The organism is Chitinophaga skermanii (assembly GCF_003259335.1).
Taxonomy (GTDB): Bacteria; Bacteroidota; Bacteroidia; order Chitinophagales; family Chitinophagaceae; genus Chitinophaga; species Chitinophaga skermanii.
In genome coordinates, this window is the sequence record NZ_QLLL01000005.1 from 100,225 (window position 1) to 125,396 (window position 25,172).

15 protein-coding genes are annotated in these 25,172 nt (G+C 40.8%); 10 read left to right on the plus strand and 5 right to left on the minus strand.

The window, feature by feature from the left end; all coding sequences use genetic code 11:
* Window positions 1–20 precede the first annotated feature (20 nt).
* The 3 genes from LX64_RS13680 to LX64_RS13690 all read right to left on the minus strand — a co-directional run bounded on the left by LX64_RS13680 (window position 21) and on the right by LX64_RS13690 (window position 3,894).
* Entirely contained in the window at window positions 21–1,061 is a 1,041-nt protein-coding gene (locus tag LX64_RS13680) for a DUF2167 domain-containing protein (protein ID WP_111598241.1), read from the minus strand.
* A 145-nt stretch (window positions 1,062–1,206) separates the two neighbouring features.
* A complete protein-coding gene (locus LX64_RS13685) occupies window positions 1,207–2,199 on the minus strand; it encodes an aldo/keto reductase (RefSeq protein WP_111598242.1) in 993 nt (330 codons plus the stop codon).
* Between the two features lie 954 nt (window positions 2,200–3,153).
* Entirely contained in the window at window positions 3,154–3,894 is a 741-nt protein-coding gene (locus LX64_RS13690; RefSeq protein WP_111598243.1) for a biotin--[acetyl-CoA-carboxylase] ligase, read from the minus strand.
* Window positions 3,895–4,059: 165 nt separating this feature from the next.
* On the opposite strand from LX64_RS13690, the gene rsfS reads away from it, so the two are divergent.
* From rsfS to LX64_RS13710, 4 genes are all read left to right on the plus strand, one after another.
* Window positions 4,060–4,464 carry a ribosome silencing factor gene (rsfS, locus tag LX64_RS13695; RefSeq protein WP_111598244.1) on the plus strand — a complete coding sequence of 135 codons (405 nt, stop codon included), beginning with the start codon at window positions 4,060–4,062 and terminating at the stop codon, window positions 4,462–4,464.
* Between the two features lie 75 nt (window positions 4,465–4,539).
* On the plus strand, window positions 4,540–6,582 hold the full coding sequence (ftsH, locus tag LX64_RS13700; RefSeq protein ID WP_111598245.1) for an ATP-dependent zinc metalloprotease FtsH: 2,043 nt from the start codon (window positions 4,540–4,542) through the stop codon (window positions 6,580–6,582).
* A 2-nt stretch (window positions 6,583–6,584) separates the two neighbouring features.
* Window positions 6,585–7,220 carry a LutC/YkgG family protein gene (locus LX64_RS13705; protein WP_111598246.1) on the plus strand — a complete coding sequence of 212 codons (636 nt, stop codon included), beginning with the start codon at window positions 6,585–6,587 and terminating at the stop codon, window positions 7,218–7,220.
* Between the two features lie 98 nt (window positions 7,221–7,318).
* Window positions 7,319–8,128: a UDP-2,3-diacylglucosamine diphosphatase gene (locus LX64_RS13710; RefSeq protein WP_111598247.1), complete on the plus strand. Its 810-nt coding sequence runs from the start codon at window positions 7,319–7,321 to the stop codon at window positions 8,126–8,128.
* On the opposite strand, the gene recO is transcribed toward LX64_RS13710, so the two are convergent.
* A complete protein-coding gene (gene recO, locus LX64_RS13715; protein WP_111598248.1) occupies window positions 8,105–8,842 on the minus strand; it encodes a DNA repair protein RecO in 738 nt (245 codons plus the stop codon). The genes LX64_RS13710 and recO overlap by 24 nt on opposite strands.
* Window positions 8,843–8,868: 26 nt before the next feature.
* Window positions 8,869–11,025 (minus strand): type IX secretion system anionic LPS delivery protein PorZ, encoded by a 2,157-nt coding sequence (porZ, locus tag LX64_RS13720; RefSeq protein ID WP_111598249.1) that lies wholly within the window; start codon window positions 11,023–11,025, stop codon window positions 8,869–8,871.
* 132 nt (window positions 11,026–11,157) lie between these two features.
* Here porZ and LX64_RS13725 point away from each other — a divergent pair, with 132 nt between their 5' ends.
* The 6 genes from LX64_RS13725 to LX64_RS13750 all read left to right on the plus strand — a co-directional run bounded on the left by LX64_RS13725 (window position 11,158) and on the right by LX64_RS13750 (window position 24,929).
* Window positions 11,158–13,578 carry an efflux RND transporter permease subunit gene (locus tag LX64_RS13725; protein WP_111598250.1) on the plus strand — a complete coding sequence of 807 codons (2,421 nt, stop codon included), beginning with the start codon at window positions 11,158–11,160 and terminating at the stop codon, window positions 13,576–13,578.
* Between the two features lie 264 nt (window positions 13,579–13,842).
* Window positions 13,843–14,541, plus strand: a complete 699-nt coding sequence (locus LX64_RS13730; RefSeq protein ID WP_148707318.1) for an IS1595 family transposase — start codon at window positions 13,843–13,845, stop codon at window positions 14,539–14,541.
* 682 nt (window positions 14,542–15,223) lie between these two features.
* Window positions 15,224–18,409: a SusC/RagA family TonB-linked outer membrane protein gene (locus LX64_RS13735; RefSeq protein WP_111598252.1), complete on the plus strand. Its 3,186-nt coding sequence runs from the start codon at window positions 15,224–15,226 to the stop codon at window positions 18,407–18,409.
* A 25-nt stretch (window positions 18,410–18,434) separates the two neighbouring features.
* On the plus strand, window positions 18,435–19,916 hold the full coding sequence (locus LX64_RS13740) for a SusD/RagB family nutrient-binding outer membrane lipoprotein (RefSeq protein ID WP_111598253.1): 1,482 nt from the start codon (window positions 18,435–18,437) through the stop codon (window positions 19,914–19,916).
* Window positions 19,917–20,198: 282 nt separating this feature from the next.
* Window positions 20,199–23,447, plus strand: a complete 3,249-nt coding sequence (locus LX64_RS13745) for a SusC/RagA family TonB-linked outer membrane protein (RefSeq protein WP_111598254.1) — start codon at window positions 20,199–20,201, stop codon at window positions 23,445–23,447.
* A gap of 18 nt (window positions 23,448–23,465) precedes the next feature.
* Window positions 23,466–24,929 (plus strand): SusD/RagB family nutrient-binding outer membrane lipoprotein, encoded by a 1,464-nt coding sequence (locus LX64_RS13750; RefSeq protein WP_111598255.1) that lies wholly within the window; start codon window positions 23,466–23,468, stop codon window positions 24,927–24,929.
* Window positions 24,930–25,172 lie beyond the last annotated feature (243 nt).

Sequence of the window (25,172 nt, forward strand, 5' to 3'; positions counted from 1 at the left end):
CAGTTAACTGGAAGTTAAAATTAAGCTTTCGGTTGTTCATCTTCTGTGGTTGAAGATGCTGAAGGCGTTTCTTCCGCAACAGTAGCTTCTCCAGGAGCTTCAATAGCCGCTGGTTCGCTTACTGTTTCTTCTTCGGAAGAAGGAGTGCTATAAGCTTGTTCCTTTTTACGTTGGAATATTCTACGAATAGCAGCAAATAATGCGATAAAGCCAAGCGCAATGAATTTCCAGCCCGCTATAAGGAACTTCATAATCAATGCGAAGAAACCGGCTTTCGCTAATACTTTACCGGCAATCAAACCACCGATCGTCCATGCAGCTACTTGGTCTACTTTTGGATCGAAATCGGCATAAGTATTTTCTTTTGTGAAGTAGGCGATATCTAAGATATGCGGAATGTCTTCGTTGATGGTTTTCAATTCATCCATTGTACCGATAGCAGTGAGGGATAATACACCTTCGCGGCCGAGTACACGTACGTCGTAGTTCAGTGTATGGGAACGTTCTTCGGCACCGAATTTCAATTCTTTTGCCCAGTGCAAGATCTTTTTATCGTGATCGTAATAAGGTTTTTGCGCCCAGCCGATTAATTCGATAGTTGGGTATCCTTCTTTCACGCGGGCTTCATTGTTTTCCTTGGTACTTTCCTTCATCTGTTTCAATAAATCGTCGTAATCAATTTTGGCAGCATCATCGTCTTTAACGTGGCCATCATGTTCGTACGAAATAGTGAATACATATTTATGGTCGTCGAATGCGCCGGTACCTTCGCGCATAATCATGCCCAATACACCTTCGGCAGAAGCAGGAGGATTGCCCCAGAGATCCACCAATAAACGTTTAGATTGCTTGGCATCGAGGAATACGAAACCTTTTGGTACGTTTAGTTCGATTTTATTGTTTTCTAAGGCAATAACACCGTTTTGGAAAGTGAAAGTTTTTTGAATGGAATCAACGAATTGTTGTTCTTCCGGTGTTAAAGTAACCGAATCTTTTGATGATGCGAACAACGCTGTGCTTGCTACCAGCAAGGCAATAGTTAGGTAAATACGTCTAAACATTATGTTAGAATTATAAGTGTTAAGGGCGCAAAATGGTAAAAATTTGTTAAAAATTCTAATACTTAGTAAAAAATAAGGAAGGAATAACAAAAAATAGCCCCTAAAAAGGGGCTTTGGGGGCTATTTTTATAGCAGTAGTGTGTAATTAGTTTTGATCAATAAGTTTCATGGAACCTTCCGTATAGCGTTCGCCTTCTACGGTATAGTTTTTCATGAGGGTATTGATATTTTGCACATCGGCAGTAGATAATTGCACATCCACGGCTGCCGCATTTTCTTGTAAGTACTTGCGTCGTTTGGTGCCAGGGATGGGAATAATATCTTCTCCTTGTGCTAATAACCAAGCCAGCGATAACTGTGGCAAAGTGATGTTTTTGTCTTTCGCGATGTTTTCCAAACCATGTACAATCTCCAAGTTTTTCTCGAAGTTCCCTGCTTGGAAGCGAGGCAAATTGCGACGCCAATCGTTTTCCGATAAATCGTTCAAGCTTTTTACTGAGCTAGTAAGTACACCACGACCTAACGGGCTATAAGGTACAAGTGTAATACCTAATTCGCGGGCAGTTGCGAGAACGTTGTTGTTTTCCACATCGCGGGTATACAGCGAATATTCCGACTGTAACGCGGCTATGGGATGTACAGCGTATGCTTTCTTCAAACTGGTGGCAGATGCTTCGGATAACCCCAGGTAGCGTACTTTACCGGCTTTTACTAAATCTGCCATGGCACCAACTGTTTCTTCTATTGGTACATTTTGATCTACACGGTGCGCATAATACAAGTCGATGGTATCGATACCTAAACGTTGTAAACTGGCATCTACCGCCTGTTTAATGTATGCTGGGCGACCATCAAAATAAGTACCGCTACCATCTTCTTTCATTCGGAATCCGAATTTTGTAGCTAAGAAAATTTTATCACGGTTCGATTTTAATAAGGGAGCTAATTGTTGTTCATTCAGGCCATTGCCGTACATATCTGCTGTATCCCAGAAGTTAATACCAAGGTCGAGGGCTAACTCAAGCGTAGCTTGCGATTCCACGTCATCACGTTCACCATAAGCGAAGGCCATCCCCATGCAGCCAAGACCAATGGCGGATAATTTTTCGCCTGTTTTTCCTAATGTTCTGTATTGCATATTAAAAAGGGTTTTATGAAGCAAATGTAAGTAGGGTTCTATTGCCCAGGCTTGCCGCAATCAAAGGAATGATTGCAAAAAACAAGTTAAGGGATGACACGAATGTTATATTTTTTTGCACTAGGTTACGTTAAAATTAATCTAAATGAATGTTAAGAAAATGTAAAGCCTGCTTGCGTTTACATGATATTTATCATAAAAGTAGGCATGAGAACAACTAGGAATATGCAACAATTGTTCATTTTTATTTTTGGAAAAGAAGTAAAATAAGGACAATTTGTAAACACCTTTTATCTACCAAAATCTACGGCTTATGCCGATGCCGGCTGCATTGGAGAAGTTTTTTTCTCCTTCTTCAAGCAAATTGATCATGCTTCTCCATGGTGCCGGTGGGAACATTTTCTAGTTCAATGTTTTCCTGTAACTGAAATTCATTTATCCGTATGTAGAATCCTTACACTTGCTGCCAGGCAAGTTGTGTCTATATGGTTCGTTGTTCATTTCATTTTCCTTTTCTTTTTAATGATTCAAACTGCATTATAATTACCGTGTATAGAAAGTACTAAGTGCATTACTATAACATGGTCATATGGCTGGCATATATGGGGAATATATCCAGGACATTGGGATAATATTGGAAGAACATTGGAAGACCATTGGAGAACCATTAGAAGATATTATAAAAAGCACTGCGGGAAATAGCAGTAATGCTTAAAAATGTGTCTTAAATAACCCTTTGAGGTGTTATTGCGCCAAAAAAGATGCTGAAAAGGAGCTTTCCAGGTGAACAGTGCGACGCAAGCGGTGTTAAATAGAAAGGAAAAAGCTGGTTACATACTGCGAAAAAACATCGATCAAATGCGTTATTTCCGCACAGGCCGGTGTTCAATTTCGTACAGTTATAAGCTGTAGCGTATGTTCTATAAACCTCTTATCAAGTTTTTTGACAATATTTTAGGTCGTTTTTACAAACTCAACTTCGCCTACTCCCAGTTCTAGGAGTTTGCCTTCGCGTTCTAGCTGTAAAAGGCCGCTGGGCAAGATATCACGAATGATGCCTGTAAAGAATTCGCCGTCGATTTTATACAATCCTGGCTCGTTAAAACGGAAAAGTTTGGATTTGTATTCGTTCCGCAAAACGGTTTCCTGGATAAGGGGCAAATCGTTGAAGCGTTTATCTAGGAAAGTGCAGAGTTCTTGGGCTAAAGCGAGGCTATCGTACTCTTTACCCGTGATTTGTTTTAGCGACACGGGGTTCACTAAAGCAGGCGGAAAATGGGGGGTATTTATATTGATACCCATACCTGCGATGGCGTATTGCCATTGGCTACCGCGAAGGATGTTTTCGATGAGTGTGCCCCCTGCCTTTCTGTCACGCCAGTAAAGGTCATTTGGCCATTTGATCGCTGTTTCTGAGCCGGCATATTTTGAGAAGAAATCGTGCTGTGCGAGGGCCACAGTCATGCTAAGCATAAATTGCTGTGAAAGTGTGAGTGGTGGCTGTAGAACGACTGTTAAAATGATGTTTTCACCGGGTACGGAAGACCAGGATTTACCGCGTTGTCCTTTCCCGGCATATTGTTCCATTGCGAAGTATGCACTGCCGCTTGTAACAATGCCTGCGTTTACTTCTGCCGTGGCATAGTTATTGGTGCTGTCTACCGAAGCTAATACATGAAATGGAGAGCCTATCACTGTCGTAAATTTTAAATGAAAGGCAAAGTAACATCATTTTAACATTTCATTTAGAATATAGGCATTGCTAAACACGACATCTGAATAATATATACGAAGTTATATTTCCCGTGTGTTTAGTAATTTTGATATTAATAGTTTATTTTTAACGAAAACAAGAATTTATTGGCACCCTTAACCGTTCTAAATACCAGGAAAAAAGCGGTCACACGCGTAACCAGGAGCAGTAAAATATTTACAACCATCATTAAGGCCATACAGGAAAAAAAGGGAGACAATGTAGTCTCTTTAGATCTCCGCAAGATTCCTGAAGCTGTCGCTGATTTCTTTATCATTTGCGAGGCCAATTCCAATACACAAGTAAAGGCTATTGCCGATTTTGTTGAAGAAGAAGTGAAGAAGCATACGGATGAGTCGCCGTATAAAGCTGAGGGAAGAACAGGCCAACAATGGATTTTGGTGGATTATGTGAATATTGTTGTGCATGTGTTTACGCCCGACAACCGTAAATTCTACAACCTGGAGGAGATGTGGAGTGATGCAGATAGAATGGAGCACCTCGACAACTAACAAATCGTAAGATTTGAGTATCATAAACAAATAATCTGATTGCAAAAACAATAATTCGTAAAGGAGCGAACGATCATGGAAAAAGGAGGCAACAATCAAAAGCCGGGACCAGGACAAACGCCTAAAAAGGGAGGACCGAAGTTCAATATATACTGGGTATATGCCTTGATTGGTATTGCACTGTTATCATTGAACCTATTCGATTTTGGGACCCGCCCCAAAGAAATTAATTTCAAAGATTTTGAACTTAAGCTTCTTCCTACTCATGCTATTGACAGAATAGAGGTTAATACGGGTAAGAAGGTAGTTGATGTTTATATCCAGAAAGACAGTTTACAGAAAGACCCGCAATTCTCTGAAGTATCGAAAGGTCGTATCGGAGCTGTTAACCAAGGACCACATTATTTCTTCACTATCGGTTCTGAAGAAAGTTTCAAGAAAGATTTAGATCGTGCTGAAGATGGGGTAGCGATTAAGGACAGGGTGAAAGTAGTTTACCCGCCGGGCAACCCTTGGGTAGAATCGTTGGTAACGATGTTACTGCCGATTGTATTGATTATAGGTTTATGGATTTTGTTGATGCGTAAAATGGGAGGCCCTTCTGGTGGAAGTGGAGGCCCAGGCGGTATCTTCAACATTGGTAAATCTAAGGCGCAATTATTCGATAAAGGAACACGTGTAAACATTACTTTCAACGATGTAGCTGGTTTAGATGAGGCGAAAGTGGAAGTGATGGAGATTGTGGATTTCTTGAAGAATCCTAAAAAGTACACTTCTCTTGGTGGTAAAATTCCGAAAGGTGCATTACTTGTTGGCCCTCCGGGTACAGGTAAAACCTTGTTGGCAAAAGCCATGGCAGGTGAGGCGCAAGTACCATTCTTCTCTATGTCGGGTTCCGATTTCGTGGAACTTTTCGTAGGTGTGGGTGCTAGCCGTGTACGTGACCTCTTTAAGCAAGCACGTGAAAAAGCACCATGTATCATCTTTATCGATGAGATTGATGCGATTGGTCGTGCCCGCGGTAAGAATGTTATGATGAGTAACGACGAACGTGAGAATACATTGAACCAATTGTTGGTGGAAATGGATGGTTTCGGTACCGATAGTGGTATTATCATCCTTGCTGCTACGAACAGGCCAGATGTATTGGATAGTGCTTTGTTACGTCCAGGTCGTTTCGATCGCCAAATTTCGATCGACAAGCCGGATTTAGCTGGTCGCCAGCACATCTTCGAAGTGCACTTGAAACCTATTAAAACATCACCGAACCTGGATATTCAGAAATTGGCATCACAAACACCGGGCTTTGCCGGTGCGGATATTGCCAACGTATGTAACGAAGCGGCATTGATTGCAGCACGTAAGGGTAAATCACAAGTTGAGATGGAAGATTTCAATGATGCGGTTGACCGTGTGATTGGTGGTTTAGAAAAGAAAAACAAGATTATTTCTCCGGAAGAGAAAGAAGTGATTGCATACCACGAGGCTGGCCACGCGATTTGTGGTTGGTACTTGGAACATGCGAATCCATTGGTGAAAGTAACCATTGTACCACGTGGTGTGGCGGCTTTGGGTTACGCACAATATCTTCCAAAAGAACAATATCTCTATAATACCGAACAATTGATGGACGATATCTGCATGACCCTTGGTGGCCGCGCGGTAGAGGAACTCGTATTCGGTAAGATTTCAACAGGTGCGCAAAACGACTTACAAGTAATTACCCGCATGGCTTACGCAATGGTAACTGTGTATGGTATGAACGAGAAAGTAGGTAACGTATCGTTCTACGATCCAAATAACGACCAAGCCTTCACGAAACCGTATTCAGAAGAAACGGCTAAAATGATTGACGAGGAAGTACGTATTTTGATCGACAAAGCATACGTGCGTACAAAACAATTGTTGACAGAGAGATTAAACGATGTGAAATTGTTGGCGGAAGAATTGTTGAAGAAAGAAGTGTTGTATAAAGATGATTTGGAACGCTTAATCGGTAAACGTCCGTACGATCAACAAAGAGAACATCAAGTGAATAAAGAAGGCATGACGACTGACGGTGTTCATCCATCAGACATCATCAACCCTTCTCCAGCAAACGCAAACGTTGTTGAATAATTATGAAAGTATCTCCTGCTAAGGAAAATATATTGAAGAAAGTGAGGAACGCGCTGAGCCAATCGGTTCAGCTGCCGTTCCCGAATGCAGAAGGTAATAATTCAGTATTCAAAGCGGCACACGATTCGCTGGAACTGAAGTTTGCAGAAGAGTTTACCAAATTGGGTGGCAAGTTCATATTTTGTTCTAGCCGCGACGAGATGGTAGAAAACCTGCAAACCCTCGTGGAAAATAAAGGATGGAAACATGTGCAATGCCAAACTCCATCTGTGCTGAAAATGCTCAACCCGTATAATTTAAGCTATGTAAGTAGCGGCGAATACACCGAGTTGGATGCCGCCATTACAAGCGTAGAATACTTGGTTGCACGTACTGGCAGCATGGTTTTAACATCGGCACAACCTTCCGGCAGGCAATTGCCCGTGTATGCTCCGTATCATATCGTTATTGCACATACGCACCAATTGGTGTTCGATATCAAAGATGCACTTGCGAAGATGAAGGAGAAATACCCGCACCAACTGCCTTCCATGATTAATTTTGCAACAGGACCGAGCCGTACGGCCGACATTGAGAAAACCCTTGTAGTGGGTGTTCACGGGCCCAAAGAGGTATTCGTGTTCTTGTTGGATGAATAAGATCATTACACATTATTCATACGAGAGGTGTTGTAAAGTTGCTTGTCAACGCACAACACCTCTCTTTTTTATTTCATACTATCCCTATCTTTGCGGTCATGCAAATAGAATTGCCAAGTAATAAGAAGATATATTTCGCGTCGGATTTCCACTTAGGTGTACCGTCTAAGGAAAAAAGCCGCGAGCGCGAACGCGTGATCTTACAGTGGTTGAACGAAGTAGAGCAAGATGCGGCACACATATTTTTAGTGGGCGATTTGTTTGATTTTTGGTTCGAATACAAGCAAGTAGTGCCGAAAGGGTACGTGCGTTTACTAGGCAAGCTGGCCGATTTAACCGATAAGGGTATTGGCATTTCGGTATTTATTGGTAACCATGATATGTGGATGAATGGGTATTTTGAAGATGAATTGAATATTCCTGTTTACTACGAACCGCAAACATTCGATATCAAAGGCAAGAAATTCTATATTGGTCATGGCGACGGCCTTGGTCCCGGCGATCATGGCTATAAATTCCTCAAAAAGGTTTTCCGCAATCCTTTCTGCCGATGGGCATTCTCAGCTCTTCATCCTGCATGGGGCATTGGATTGGCTAATTACTTCAGCCGTAAAAGTCGCGCTAAAACCGGCCTAGAACTAGAGCATTTCCTCGGGGAGGAGAATGAATGGCTGGCTATCTATTCTAAAGAAGTTTTACAGAAAGAACATTTCGATTATTTCATTTTCGGGCATAGGCACTTGCCTCTTGATTTGAAAGTAGGCGATAACAGTCGCTATATTAACCTGGGTGAGTGGATGAATTACTTTACCTATGCTGAGTTCGATGGGAACGATGTGAAATTAAAGTATTACACGGGGGCTGCGCATTTGCGTCCACCGGGATTAAACATCGAGAATTTCGTGTAAAATAGGCGGGCTGTGCATTTCCGTGAAGTCGGGAATGTGTAATTTAAAGAACTCCAAGTACGTATACATCAAGTTTCTCCGTAAGTTTTTATTTAAAGGGATTTTATCCAAATCTTCGACGTTTTGCACACGCAATAAACGATCGGTGATTTCGCTATTGGTTTCATCGAGGTGATGGGTATGGTGGGGTGGAAGATCGGTGAAAATACCTTCTTGTAGATCTAAAAAAGGGGTATAGTTCGAGTAGTGGCCGTTAATACCAAAACCCATATGAGAAGCTAGTTTCAGTGTGAAATATAAAGGCAAGTTCGCGGCTACATTGGCCGGAGCTTGGTCGAGTAATTGCAGGCTGGAAGAGGCGAAATAGAATAGATCTGGCTGATGTTCGGGTTGTCGCAAGACCTTTTGCAGTAGCTCGATCATATATAGCGCTACGGTATTTTTCACCACGTTTACATGCAAAGCTGTATAAATATACCGCAACTTGAATTCCGAGATGCGGTGAAGGTTTTTTTGTTCTTGGTGGTACACTACTAAATCCAAGATATTCCCGGGTTGCAACAGGTTGCCCTTAGCCGATTTCGGCTTAGAAGAACGAGCGCCGTTCACGATATACGACTGGATACCGAATAGTTCAGTGAAAATGCTCACGATAATGCTGGCTTCGCCGTATTTCACCGTGCGTAAAACAATGCCGGGCGTTTTATGTAACATAGTGCTGCAAATGTCGGTATACCGGGTTAATTGATAAAAACGATTTTTGCGACTGACTTTTCCCTTCCATCATCGCCTTGGGCGAATACGAGATATACCCCGGTTTGCGGGCGATTCCCTTTAGCATCTTTCCCATTCCATACTGCTTGTGTACCGTTGGCACGGAGCTGTACTACTAGTTGGCCAGTAATATCTGTGATTTTCACCAGGGCATTACGAGGAACCCCGCGAATGCCGATAGGGCCCTGGTAAGTGGGTTTTACAGGATTGGGGAATACCAGCACATTCGTGGGCGTTTCGGCGATTTCGTTGCCGGTGGCCGTTCCACGGTAGGCTAGCAGACCTGCTGTTGTGGCGAAGAATATTTCGCCATTTGTTGGGTCGATAGCTATTTGTAGTATGATATTGCTGGGGAGTGGTGAATTGGAGGTGTTGAAATGGGTAATAACTTTTGTGCCTTGCGGGTTTACTAGCCATGTTCCATTATTAGTACCTATCCATTTGCGGTTGGCGCCATCTACGGCAATGCAGTGAATCGTTTCATTTTTTAGTAAGTAGCTAGGGGTGTTATTATCCATTACTACAGGCCAAACGGCGTTACAATCGTTGGTAAATAAGGTGTTTGTACAGGGAAAGTATCCTAACCCGCTAGCAGTTCCCACCCATACATTCCCATCGTGATCAAGTGAGAGGCTGCGAACATCGTTGTTGGGTAGGTTGCCATTTATTTTCGTGACTTGTTTCCAGTTAGTGGTATTGGAATTGTTAAGTAAGAGTAGTCCATTTTCCCCGGGGAGCTGCATCCATTTTTGTTGGAGGCCATCGATTAGGATGTTACCAACAGTGTTATTAGGAATAAAAAAGGGAGGTGCCATGCGGGTGAAATTGCCGTTGGTGGATTGTAGGACTACAGGGTTGGGGTTATTTTGAAAGGTGAACCAGGTATTGTGTTGTGCATCGATAGTAACAGCATTCATGTTATTAGCGCTGGCATCAGTATCGAAAGATGGTATTGGATGTTGCGTGATGGATTTATTTGGGAGAATGGAGATGAGGCCATTTCCTAGGCTACTGGCTAATAAAGTTTGTGATTGTAGATTGTAAGCGAGGCTGGTAATTTGAGTATTTGGGATTGGATGGGTTGTCCAATCGTTATTGCTGAAACTACAAATGGGGTCGCCATTTAGACCTGCTACGAATAGTGATTTGCCATTGTGGAGGAGTAGTTGTGGTTGGGAAATGCGCATCCCAACAGGCAGCGCTTCCGTCCAGTTACCTTGATATTGGATGAGTAGGCCTTTGCTGGTATCTGCGATACACAATTGGGTGCCTATTAAATTGATCGCTACTGGATGAGGGAATTCGGGGGAATTGAATTGTTGTATAGTAGTGCCTGTAGTGGATAATTCGGCGTATTGGGTATTCCCAATTTTGATCCATGCGTTTTGTATAGGCTGAATGGGTTGGGGGCTTTGAAAAATGGGTTGCCAGCCATTCTTATAGGCGAATACTTGTGATCCATTGCTATACCCCAGCCAATTGTTACCCTTAATGAATTGGGTAATTCGAGTGGGGCTTGTGGTTTCCCAGGATTTGTAGTTGTTGAGCACGGCACTGTTTGCGGGCGCTTTTAGGATACCTTCTTCCGTTGCCAAGAAAATCCATCCATCTACCACCCCCATATCGTAAACGGTTGCAAACTGGCCATTGTGCCCTATAACATAAGTATCGGCTACCTCTTCTTTCTGTAAATTCACTACTACCACTCCAATACTCGTGCAGATATAAGCCGCTTGTTGGTAGCAAACTACTTGGTAAATGGTTTTCGTAGCGGGTAATTGCTTAAGATAGAAGTCGGGGATATTGATTACCGCTTCATCCTTTACTAAGTCGATATTGCCGTTGCTGTAGGCAATTAATAGTGTTTGTAAATCGTATTGGTAGGCAATTTGTGCAATATTGGCATCGTGAAGGCCTGTTATCTTATTATAAACATCGAATGTATTTTCATCCAGGCGCCAGCGAACGACCTCGTTTTTTGTAGCATAAAAATAGTTGTTTCCACCCAAAGCTACGTCTACACCCGCTTGCAGGTTATAGAAAGTACGCCACTGACCAATAGGCGTTTGTGCTTGCGTAGTAAGGGAAAGGAACAAGATGCAACAACAAAGTAATAATCGCATAGGTGTTCATAAGATTGAAAGACCAAGTTAGCGTTAAATACCGTTAATTCGTAGAGAAGGCTGCGGCATACCTTCAGATTTTTGCGATTCTTTGTTTACCTTTAGGCCATTTACCAAATTTGAAAAATCCTTATGTGGCAACGCCTTGCTGGTTTTGTATTAAAATTTAGGTTATCGTTGTTAGCCGTACTGTTGTTGGGCACTGTTGTGATGGGCTATTTCGCCAGCAAAGTGCAGTTGAGCTACGACAATCTAAATGCCATTCCTACTGATAACCCGAAGCTCAAAGTTTACCAACAATTTAAGAAGCAATTCGGTGAAGATGGTAACATGATGGTGTTGGGCATTCAAACCAACGATTTCTTTAAAATCGAATTCTTTAAAGATTATGTTGCCCTTAACGACGCGATTAAGAAGATCCCGGCCGTTGAAAACGTATTAAGCATTCCAGGGGCTATTAACTTGGTAAAAAACGATAGCACGAAGAAATTGGCGGCTATTGAAATATTCAAACCCCTACCTACTACCCAAGTAGAGCTCGACAGCCTAGCTGCTGTTTTCCAAAACTTACCTTTCTATCACGGTTTATTATATTCTCCTACTGAAAAAGCTTACCTCATCGCCATCCGCATCAACCGTGACGTACTTAACTCGAGTAAACGTGTAGGTGTGATCAACGAGATTTCGAGTGTAGCCAATGCGTTCAGTGAGAAACATCAAACAGAAGTACACTTAAGTGGTTTACCATTAATTCGTACGAACCTGGCAGTAAAAGTGGCGAACGAACTAAAGCTTTTCTTGGCCATTTCATTCTTATTAACAGCATGTATTTTACTGATCTTCTTTAGAAGCATCAGCGCGGTGTTAATGAGTATGGTGGTTGTAGCCATTGGGGTGATTTGGTCGTTGGGAACAATCCAAATATTAGGGTATAAATTGACCTTATTAACGGGCTTGATTCCGCCATTGATCGTGGTAATTGGTATTCCAAACTGTGTTTACTTCCTAAATAAATACCATACAGAATATGCGATACATGGCAACAAGGTGAAGGCCTTGGTGCGTATGGTGCAGAAAATGGGTATTGTAACCTTGTTTACGAACATTACGGCCGCTATTGGTTTCGGGGTATTCTGCTTTACGAATAGTGCCATTTTGAAAGAATTTGGTGCGGTGGCAGGTATCAATATCATGTTGATCTTCTTGATCTCCTTTATATTCTTGCCTTCCGTATTAAGCTATTTACCGCCACCGAAAACCAAGCATACCAGCTACTTGGAAAACGGTGCGTTTACGAAGTTATTAGACTTTTTAACCACGCTTGTATTCAAATACAGGCCGATTATATATACTGTAACAGTGGTATTTGTGGTAGGTGCTATTTGGGGAATGACGAGGTTAGAGCCTAGGGCGTATATGCTCGACGATGTTCCGCATACCGACCGTTTGTATACAGATTTGAAATTCTTTGAAAAGAACTTCAAAGGTGTTATGCCATTGGAAATTGAAATAGATACGAAGAAAAAGAACGGTGTAATTGGTTTACAGACCTTGAATAAATTGGATGAGTTATCCAACTTAATTGTACAGCAACCTGAATTCGCTCGCCCGTTATCGATTTCTGAAGGTATTAAATTTGCGCGCCAAGCATATTACGATGGGGATAGTACCAGCTATTCCATTCCGAATTCTTTCGACATTGGGTTTTTGGCGAGTTATTTAAGAATGAAAGGAGGAGAAGGTGAGAATGCGAATGCATCGATGTTTAATAAGCTTTTGGCTTCCTTTATGGATAGTACGCGCCAAGTGGCTCGTATGAGTGTGAATATGGCAGACGTGGGGTCGGAGAGGTTGCCGGCTTTGTTAGATACATTACGTCCACAAGTAGATCAAATCTTCGATACGGCACAATATAAAGTAACCTTTACGGGTACTAGCATCATTTTCTTAGAGGGCTCTCGTTTCATCATTAATGGTTTGGCGGAAAGTATCATCTTGGCATTTGGTTTAATTATCTTGTGTATGTTGTACTTGTTCCGTTCATTCAAAATGTTAATAATATCACTGGTGCCGAATGTAATACCTTTATTGGTAACGGCAGGCGTAATGGGATGGATGGGCATAGCCATAAAGCCATCTACCGTGTTAGTATTTAGTGTGGCCTTAGGTATTGCGATAGATGTAACCATTCGATTCTTAGTGAACTTTAAGCAAGAATTGCCATTACATAACTTTGATATATCGGCGACTGTTAAGCAAACAATTCATGAAACGGGATTGAGTATTATTTATACTTCATTGATATTATTTGCTGGTTTCATGATATTCAGCTTTTCGGGATTTGGCGGTACGAAAGCATTGGGGTGGTTAACATCCCTAACATTAGTAATGGCGATGATTACTAACTTGACGATATTGCCGGCTATGTTATTGTGGATGGAGAAGGGTTTGATGAAGAAGGCGAAGAAGAAGGAATTATGGAAGACTTTGGATGCGGAGGAAGATATCGAGATCTCTAAATTGGGATTGAAGGAAGACGAGGATGAGAAATAATGGATATGAAATAATTGATATACCGTTCACGGCGCAACAATATATGTTGCGCCGTATTTTTTTTATATATAACTGAATATATAATTCACGATAAATTCCGTGAAACCCCCAGTAGTAGATTGTTTTAGCAAAGTATGTAAAAATAAAATAATCTAGTAAAATTCATTCATAATTCAGAAACCGCCGCTCGTAATATTAAGCCACCCTTTACCATTTAAATTTTCGAAGTTTATAATGCCATTTTATAACCTTTTAGATCCAGTAATGAAGAATAAGTACTTAAAGGGTGCTCACTTGTCTGAGCGCAAATTTAAGGAGATACTAAAGTTATTCTCCGAAGACCTCACTGCAACCCAAATCGCCAGCATTAGTGGCGTAAGCCGGGTTACTGTCAACAGTTATTTAAAGAAGATTAGGCTTCAAATTGTGCGTTTCTGCGAAGCGGAAATGTCGGTTGTTGCATTACCGTCGAAACCGGTTGCGGCGCGCCAGGGCGTGTTACAGCAGGGAGAAGCGGATCATGCAGGCTTAGGAAAAGAGATGGATAGGACTGTTAAGCCGGTGATTTTTGGGATTTACCGTTCCGGTAGTAAAGTTTACACCGAGATTTTGCCTGATATCAGCCGTTCAATGGTGCAAGCTGTTGTACGTGGCAGATCGATTTTAGAAACGATCGGCACAGCAGATAGGATTCGCAAATTCAGCGGGGTAGTAGATTTAGGTCAATACCGCTTATACCATTTAAACCATCATCAAACAGATTCGCAGCAGCGTTCCATTACAGAAGATGTGGATGGATTCTGGGCTTTAACGAAGCACAGGTTAGCGAAGTTTAAGGGTTTAAATAGAAACACTGCCTATTTGCATTTGAAAGAATGTGAGTTCAGGTATAACAATAGAACACAAGATATTTATGTTGTTTTGTTGGAATTACTAAAAAATTTCCCTCTCAATTTATCATGATAAAAAATTTTCTTCGCTGAAAAGCGAAGAAAAGCTTATGTACGAAAGTTGTAGTACTTATACGATTTAGCAGTATGTATGTCGATAAATTTATTTTGAAAATATTGAGAGTTGAAAAATATAAAGCCAAAACGTAGTCAATTAGCTTGACAAATTACCGCCCAATAGCGACAGAAAAATTCAGCCAAATTTAGATCGCCGTAAAACCGGGATCATTATTAACACTTATTATAGTTTGCAGCCAAAATTCTTGCTCACTATTCCACTGGAATTTTTTTCTTAGTACAAGCTGGTATTATGTTTTAAGCAAACGTTATTACACGGAAACCATGAGTTTAAACAAAGATTTTTCGATTTAGATTTTGGTTGATGATAAGCGGGCGATACTCTTATTGCCTGCTTTTATTGTACTAACGTGAACGACTATACGAATTAATTTTTTGACAAATAAATTAATAAACTTATACGATAGATTATTTTTTTATGTAGATAATTTGGCGTAGCCAATCCGCTGTAACCCTTTAGTGGTAGGTATTACAAAGGATTGCCATTTGTTAACGATAATAACAAACAACGTTAAGAATCTGTTACGACATTTTTCTGAATGAAAAAAAATTTTTGAGTTTATTAAGCTATTTATATTTGGAAAGTTAAATTTTCGTTAAACAACTAAATCATGCTTATGAGGAAAAGGCTCATCGTGCTTTTCCTGTTCCTGGTCGCCCTGGCTGGACAGGCAATGGCGCAATCCCGTGCCGTAAAAGGTAAGGTAACTGCCGCAGAAGACGGATCACCGATCATTGGTGCGACTGTCATCGTAAAAGGTACTAACATTGGTACTGTTACGAATGTAGAAGGTGTTTACACCATTAATGTTCCTGAAGGAAACGATGTATTAGTAGTGAAATTCGTTGGTATGAAAGACCAAGACGTTAAAATTAACGGCGCTACTGTAGACGTTACACTTCACCAAGATGTTAGAACGTTAAACGAAACCGTTGTAACGGCTAACGCAATCAAAAGAGAGAAACGTTCTCTCGGTTATTCAGCTCCCACTGTAAAATCAGACGAATTGACCAAAGGTCAGAATGCTAGTGCATTGAATGGCTTGGCGGGTAAAGTTGCAGGTGTGAACATCACATCTACAGCGAACGCTCCAGGTTCTTCTTCTCGTATCGTTTTACGTGGTGGTTCTTCTATCACAGGTAACAACCAAGCGTTGATCGTTGTTGATGGTGTTCCCATCGATAACTCTAGCGTAACTGGTGGTAGCGTTTTGTCTAACACCGACTTTGGTAACCGTGGTAACGATATCAACCCAGACGATATCGAATCTATGACTATCTTGAAAGGTCCTGCTGCTGCTGCATTGTATGGTTCACGCGCTTCTAACGGTGCGGTTGTAATCACTACAAAATCAGGTAAAAAAGCAAAAGGTAACCGTAAAGCTGACATGGTTTTCTCATCTGCAGTAACATTCTCTAACATCGCTAAATTGCCTGAATTCCAAAACGAATACGGTCAAGGTGCTGGTGGTGAATTTGATGCTCGTGAGAATGGTTCTTGGGGTACAAAGTTTGATGGCCAAATGAAAGAATGGGGTCAAGAGATCAACGGTAAACGTTTATCTAAACCTTACTCTGCTTTGCCAAACAACATCAAAAACTTCTTCGAGTTAGGTAAATCTGCCAACAACAACTTAGCAATTTCTGGTGCTGGCGATAAAACTACCTACTACTTGTCATTAGGCGCGTTGAACTCTGATGGAGTTTTACCTGGCGACTACGACACTTACAACAAATACAGTGTACGTTTCAACGGTACAGCGGAATTGTCTAACAAATTCTCTAGCTCTATCAACGTTGCTTACACTAAGATTAAGTCTGATATGATCTCTGGTGGTCAAGGTACTGGTTCTGTTTATAACTCAATCATCCAACAACCACGTGATATTCCTATCGACAAAATGGGTGATTTGAACAATCCATACTACGGTTATGACTTGACTAAAGGTACATACGGTTACTATGGTTCTTACACAGTGAGCCCATACTTCTTGTTACAGAATTACAAAAACTTGAACTGGGTTGACCGTGTAACGGGTAACGTTGGTTTGACATACAAAGCAAACGACTGGTTAGATGTAACTAACCGTTTGGGTGCTGACGTATATTCTGATCGTCGTAACTTCATTGCTCCTAAATTCAGTGTTGTTCCTGTTGATAAAACAACTGGTAACTACAAAGCATCAAACATCCGTAGTGATGTGGGTTCATTCCAAGAAGTGAACTACAACATCAGCGAAATAACGAATGATTTGATGGTAACTGCACGTAAGAAAATGGGTGACTTCAATACATCTGTAATGGTTGGTCATAACATTCGTCAGCGTGTAGCAAACACATTATCTGCAACTACTAGCTCTACGGGTTTAGTATTACCAGGTTACTACAACTTAGATAACAGTAACGGTCCTATCACTGCTGTAAACTCTAACTCTAAACGTAGATTAGTAGGTTTATATGGTGCATTGAACGTTGGTTATAAAGACATCTTGTTCTTGGATGTTACAGCTCGTAATGACTGGTCTTCAACACTTCCTAAAAACAACAATTCATTCTTCTATCCAAGCGTAAGTGCTTCATGGATTTACTCTGATTTGTTCAAGGAAGCTGGTCTTTCTCACATCATCAACTACGGTAAATTACGTGCGAGCTATGCTAAAGTTGGTAACGATGCTGATACATATTTAATTAGGGATGTTTATTCTAAAACTAGCTTAAGCGGTGGTTTTGGTTCAACTTTATTCCCTTTCAACAATATTCCGGGCTTCACAGTTGGTGACAGGGTAGGTAACCCTAACTTGAAACCAGAGACTACATCTGCTTATGAGATTGGTACAGAAATGGGCCTTTTCGAAAACAGAATCATTGTAGACTTCTCTTATTACAAGAACAAATCTAAAGACATGATCATTTCTATGCCTGCTGCTTCTTCAACAGGTTATACGTCAATGGTTGTGAATGCGGGTGAAATTCAGAATACCGGTGTCGAATTGAGCTTACGCGGTACGCCAATTAAAACTTCTTACGGATTGAACGTTGAGTTATACGGTACATTCACTAAAAACAACTCAAAAGTTACACAATTAAGTGTTGACCAAATCGTATTGGGTGGTTACAGTGGTATGAGCATCGTAGCAGCAAGAGGTATGGCATATGGTACTTTCTACGCAATCGACGTACAGAGAGATCCTCAAGGTCGTGTTGTAGTTAGTCCTACAACAGGTATGCCTTTGCCTACTACATCTGCAGTTTACTTAGGTTCTTACAACCCAGATTACCAAGCATCTTTGGGTACAAACATCAATTACAAAGGCTGGAACTTCAGCATGTTGTTTGATACTAAACAAGGTGGTAAATTCTGGAGCCGTACTAAGAGCATTGGTGACTTCGTAGGTACTGCTCCTGAAACTGTAGTAGGTGGTCGTGATCCTCACATCTATCCTAATTCAGTTATTAGACAAGCAGATGGTTCTTACAAAGAAAACACTAGTGTGAACTTCGATCCAGAATCATACTATGGTAGCAACATCCAAGCAGGTCAACACGTAGTAGACGCATCTTATGTACGTTTACGTGAAGCTAGCTTGAGCTACCGTTTGCCAAAAAATCTTTTAAACAGAACTCCATTTGGTGATATCACAGTTGGCCTTTTCGGTAACAACTTGTTCTTGTGGACTGCGAAAGAAAACGTATATGCTGATCCAGAGGTTAACTCAGGTGGTGCTAGCAATGCGCAAGGTTTTGACTACACAGCTCAACCGTCTTTACGCAACTTTGGTTTCAATGTGAAAGTAAGTTTCTAGTTTTTGGAAAATTAAAAGTTTGAAAATGAGAATTAATAAAATAAAAACTGCTGTTGCTGCCGTTGCTTTCGGTGCAGTAGCATTCACAGGATGTTCGAAATTTTTGGACATCAACGTGGATCCTAACAACCCAGCGGATGTAAATCCAAGATTGTTGTTACCATCAACAGAGGCGGCGATTGCTATGACTTTGGGTAACAACTTCCACCAGTTTGGTTCAATTTGGGGACAATACAATACACAAAATCCAACTTCATCTCAATACAAAACAGTTGATCAATACCTTTCTCAACAAACCGCGTTTAACACGCCTTGGTCAATGTTGTACAAAGATGCGATGACTGACTTGCAAAGAATCATCTCTAAAGCACAAGCCGACGCGTTTTACAAAAACCACGCTGCTGTTGCTTACTTGATGTTGGCTTACGAAACGCAAATGATTACGGATGCTTGGGGTGATGCTCCATTGTCTGAGGCAATCAAAGGTACGATCAACACTAGCCCGAAATATGATTCGCAAAAAGCTATCTACGATAGCATCTTTGCTTACATTGATCGTGGTGCTGCAATGATCGACTTGTCTTCAACTGCAGGAAAACCAGGTACAGAAGATTTGATCTTCCAAGGAGCAATGGACAAATGGGTGCTTTTCGCGAACACATTGAAATTGCGTGCTGCATTGCGTTTATCTAATCAACCAGAAGCTGCTCAAACAGTAGCTACTCAAATGGCTTCATTAAAAGGTAAAGCGTTCCTCACTGCAGATGCTAAAATCAATTACATCGCAACTGGTGGTAACGGTAACCCATTCTATGAAGAACAAGTTGGGTTGAAAAAAGTACAAAACATGGTTGCCAGCAAAACTGTTGTTGACCAGTTTGTAACTTATAGCGATCCTCGTTTAGCAGTATTTTATACTAAAAGAGTTGACGGTAGCTTCTTTGCTATTCCTCAAGGTTCTTTCGCTACAGATCCTAAAGTAGAAATTTCTTATCCTAGCGCTGCGGTTGCTGGTGATGCGAACAACACTGCTTCTGGTTTAGCGCCAGTTAAATTGATTTCTGCAACTGAAGCCTACTTCTTACAAGCTGAGGCAGTAGCTAAAGGTTTCTTAGATGGTAATGCTTCTACTTTGTTCACTCAAGGTATCGATGCTAGCTTCGCTGCTTATGGTGTGTCTACTGCTGATGCAACTGCATATAAAACGGATGCAGCTGTTGCTAAGTATCCAGGTACAACTGTAGCTGAAAACGTAAAAGCGATCATCACGCAGAAATACTTCGCTATGTGTAACAACCAATCTTTCGAAGCTTGGACTGAATGGCGTCGTACAGGTTACCCAACCTTCTTCGTAGGTTCTGTTGCTGGTAAAACAAACTTAAACGGCAATTTCCCTGCTCGTTTCAAATACCCAGATACAGAAGTTTTACGTAACCCTAATACTCCTAAAGGTGTTGAATTAGACGCTAGAGTATGGTGGGATGTTGCGGATAACAAAATCCCATAATTTAGCACTAGATAATTTTGCTACAATTTATAGGCGGTCTCTACTTGTAGAGGCCGCTTTTTTTATATATATGCTATCTTATATCTTACGCTATTTATCCATTTTAATAAACCTTTTTTCCAACCTATATGTTATTTAGTAGGGCTTGCATTGCCCTACCAATTCTAAAATCGCCTGGAACTGTCCTAAGTTACCCCTTCGCCTAGTATCCATGCGAAACACCATGCTTATTTATCCCCCATCCTAAGAGAGTTTTATTCTTTACCAAAATCGATTGTTTACATGAAAAGAGTTTTACTCCTCCTGCTACTGGCGGTTGCTATAACCGGGCAGGTAATTGCGCAAACCCGCAATGTTAAGGGTAAGGTCACATCCTCCGAAGATGGATCGCCCATTATAGGTGCCACAGTTCTTGTTAAAGGCACCAACATTGGTACTGTAACGAATGTAGAAGGAAATTACTCACTCAACGTGCCCAATGCAAACAATACCCTGGTTGTGAAATTTGTTGGTATGAAAGAACAGGAAGTTCAAGTTACCGGCGAAACAGTCAATGTAGTGTTGCAAACGGATGTTAGAACATTAAATGAAACGGTTATTACGGCGAACGCTATTCGTCGTGATAAAAGCTCTTTGGGTTATTCTGCTCCTGTAATTAAAGCAGATGAGCTTACAAAAGGGCAAAACGTAAGTGCCATTAATGGTCTTTCCGGTAAGGTAGCGGGTGTGAATATTACAGGTACTGCGAACGCGCCGGGTTCTTCTTCTCGTATCGTTTTACGCGGTGGTTCTTCTATCACCGGCAATAACCAAGCACTACTCGTTGTAGATGGTGTGCCGATTGATAACTCCAGCATCATGGGCGGTAGCAGCTCATTGTCATCTACCGACTTCGGTAACCGGGGTAACGATATCAACCCAGATGATATCGAATCTATGACTGTATTGAAAGGTCCTGCCGCTGCTGCATTGTACGGTTCAAGAGCTTCGAACGGTGCGGTAATTATTACCACTAAATCAGGTAAAAAAGGTAAAAAGAATGCTGATATCACATTTAGTACTACGGGTACTTTGTCGAGGGTGTTAGTATTGCCTAAGTTTCAGAACGAGTATGGACAGGGTGGTACCCAGTTAGATCGTGCAACAGGCACAGCAATAACTTTTGATGATCCCAAAGAAAACTTCAGCTGGGGACCTAAGTTCGACGGTCAACCTAAAGAATGGGGCCAAACCATCAACGGTAAACGTCAAATTAAAAACTACGTCGCACAGAAAAATAACGTAAAAGACTTCTTTGAAACAGGTATGTCTATAAATAACAACCTTGCTCTAACAGGCGGTGGTGAAAAAACATCCTATTATGTTTCGTTGAATGCTTTAAATTCAAATGGTGTAATGCCTACTAGTGCTGATACCTATAATAAATATGGTGTTCGTTTTAATGGTAGTGCAGAACTAGCGAAAAACTTCAGTACGAGCATTTCTGTTAACTATACAAAAATCAACAGTTCCATGATCCAAGGTGGCCAGGGTGTTGCTTCTGTATATGATAACGTATTGCAAACACCTCGTGATATTCCACTTCCTTCATTGAAGAATTTGAATAATCCTTATGCTAGTATGAATGGATTATTATTTGATGGTGACGGTAACCCATTATACGGTTACTACGGTGCCTATACTTTAAGTCCATACTTCATCTTGCACGATTTCAAAAACCAGAACAATGTAGATCGTATCACAGGTAACGTAACACTTAATTACAAACCTGCGGAATGGGTAACCATCACAAATAGGTTAGGCGCAGATTTTTATTCTGATAGAAGGAAATTTAAATACCCTAAATTCAATAACGCTCCTGCGGATTCTACTAGTGGTGAATATGATAAAGAGGGAAATGCCCAAGGTTATGTGGGGCAATATGCCGAATCAAATATCAACGTAAGTGAAATTGTGAATGACTTGATGGTTACTTTCAAGAAAACCTTCAGTAGCGATTTCAATGCGAGTTTAATGGTAGGTAATAACATTCGCCAAAGCCAAGTGAACGATGTAGAAAGCCAAACAAACTCAGGTGGTTTGGTAGTACCAGGTTGGTATAACTTCAATAACAGTAATGGTCCTGTTGTAACGACAAACTTCTATTCTATTCGTCGTTTAGTAGGTGTTTACGCGGAATTGAACTTAGACTATAAGAATTTCTTATTCTTAGGTGCTACTGCACGTAATGATTGGTCTTCTACTTTACCTTCTGGTAAAAATTCTTTCTTCTATCCAAGTGTGAATGCTTCTTTTGTCTTTACTGAATTGATGAAAGATTCTAAAGCACACGATATCTTAAACTACGGTAAATTACGCGCCAGCTATGCAGCAGTGGGTAATGATGCTGATCCTTACCTATTAAAAACATACTACGACAGAACAGTTGTAAGTGGTGGTTTTGGATCAATCATATTCCCATTCATGGGCACACCTGGCTTATCATTATCTGATAGAATTGGTAACCCTAATTTAAAACCTGAAAAAACCACAGCGTTTGAAGTAGGTACTGAATTAGGTTTCTTTGAGAATAGATTGTATATCGACTTTTCTTATTATGAAAACAGGTCTAAAGACTTGATCTTACCAATTCCTTCTCCTCCATCGATTGGCTATACAACACGTATTAATAACACGGGTGAAGTTAAAAATACAGGTATCGAGTTAGCAGTTCGTGGTACACCGGTTAAAACACAATCGGGTTTTACATGGGAGTTATATGGTACTTATACACGTAACCGAAACCGTGTAATTGCATTAGAAAATGGTGTACAGCAAATTGTAATTGGTGGTTATAGTGGGATGTCGATTGTTGCTGCTGTAGGTAAGCCATATGGTACTTTCTACGCGCAAGATATTCAACGTGATGATCAAGGTCGGGTAATAGTAGATCCAACTACCGGTTTGCCTAGGTTAACAGAAGCACCAGTGTATTTTGGTTCTTATAATCCAGACTACCAAGCATCTTTAGGATCGAACTTCAGTTATAAAAATTGGTCGTTTAGTTTCTTATTTGATACCAAACAAGGTGCCCAATTCTTCTCTCGTACGAAGAGTATTACAGCATTCAATGGTACATCTATTGTAACAACTGAAGGTGGTCGTGATGCGCAAATTTGGCCGAATTCAGTGATTTTCGATCAAGCAACACAAAAGTATATTCCGAATACAACAGCTAAGTTCTTCAACTACGATTTCTATGCAAACCAGAATAATACACCTGCTGGTCAATTTATTGTAGATGCATCTTATATCAAATTACGTGAAATCAGTTTGACTTACCGTTTCAGTAAATCATTATTGAGCAAAGCGAATATTGGAGATGCATCAGTTGGTTTATTTGGTAACAACGTTTGGATTCACAGGGCTAGTCAGAATAAATTCGCTGATCCAGAAATCAACTCAGGTGGTTCTGGCAACGAGCAGGGTTTCGACTTCACCGCGCAGCCATCGCTTGCGAATTTTGGTGTGAACTTAAAAATTACTTTCTAACCCTTAAAGCTGCTTAAGATGAAAAAGACTCATTTTTATATTACGTTGACGGCCTTAGCAGCGATACTGTTCGTGATGCCAGGCTGTAAGAAATTTTTGGATGTAAATGATAACCCTAACCAATCGGAAACTGCGAACGTGGAGTTGATTTTGCCATCAACCCAAGCGGCAATTGCACAGGCATTAGGTTTACAATACACCATTAATGCAGGTTTTTGGATGCAATATTGGACACAAGATCCATATGCAAGCCAGTACAAAAGTATCGACTCCTATAACATGGAGCCAGCAAACTTTGATCGCCCATGGGCTGCATTATATGCTACTGCATTAACAGATCTTCAAACTTTAACCAATTATCAAACGTTGGCTAAATATGCGCAATATTCAGGCGTAGCATATCTATTGAAAGCGTATAGTTTCCAATTATTGACGGATGCATTTGGTGATGTTCCTTTGGCGGATGCGTTAAAAGGGAATGGTAATTTAAGCCCTACCTATGCACCTCAACAAGTAGTGTATGATAGCATTTTTCTTTGGATTCGTAAGGGATTGACCTTAATAGACCCAAATACAGTGTACCCTATTGCAGTTGCAGATGGTGGCCCAGGTGGCGATCTGATTTACAATGGTAATTTGGAGGCATGGGAATCTTTTGGATATACACTATGGTTAAGAGCAGCATTGAAGATTCGCAATGCTAATGAGGCAAAAACTCGTACTGAAATAGCGGCATTGATGGCAATGAATCCTACTTGGATGGATGAGAATGCTGAGCTTCACTTCCAAAATGTGGGTGGTAATAGAAGTCCTATCTACGCAGAAACTGTTGCATTGAATGTGGTGAACATTCGCTCTAGTAAAACAGCCATCGATAACCTAAAGAAAAATGCTGATGGTCGATTACCTGCTTTTTATGTAAGAGCTTCGGGTACGGGGATATTCAATGGTTTACCGCAAGGAGATTTCAATGCTTCACCAACACGTGGAACATATTCTTCCGTTAGTCAAAATGCAATTGGACCACTTGCTCCTGTTAAATATGCTAGTGTAGCTGAAACATACTTCTTACGTTCCGAAGCTAGGTTAAGAGGCTATATTTCAACCGGTCCAAGCGCACAAACATTATTCACAGACGGTATTAAAGCAAGTTTTATATCAACTGGTGTAACTGCGGCTGACTCTTTAGCTAATGCTTATATTACACTAGCGCCAGATGCACAATGGAGTGCCACTGTAGATACTGCGGTTAAAAGAATCATCGTTCAGAAATATTACGCCTTTAGCGGTTCACAAACTTTTGAAGCGTGGTGTGATTGGAGAAGAACAGGCTATCCTGATTTCTTAGTGCGTTCAGTAAACTCTGCTTTACCAGGTAATACAAAACCATTACGTTTTATTTACCCAAGTGCAGAATTAACACGAAATGCAAACTTTCCTGGTTTGAAAACAATTGCAGAACCCGTATGGTGGGATAGATAACAAGTTTAGATTCTTAACACTTATATTAGAAACCCCGGTTGGACAACCGGGGTTTGTTTTTTATAACTGTTTATGATGACTAAAAGTCTTAACGTTTATATTGATGAACATGGAAGGCGCCATCAGCTCTATTTCTTGTCTTTATTAATGCCAACCAATGAAGCATCCCTTTATGTACAAAACATGATTTAATGCGCTTAAAATGGGTTCATTATTGTAATTACCTCTAATAATAGAGCTTCT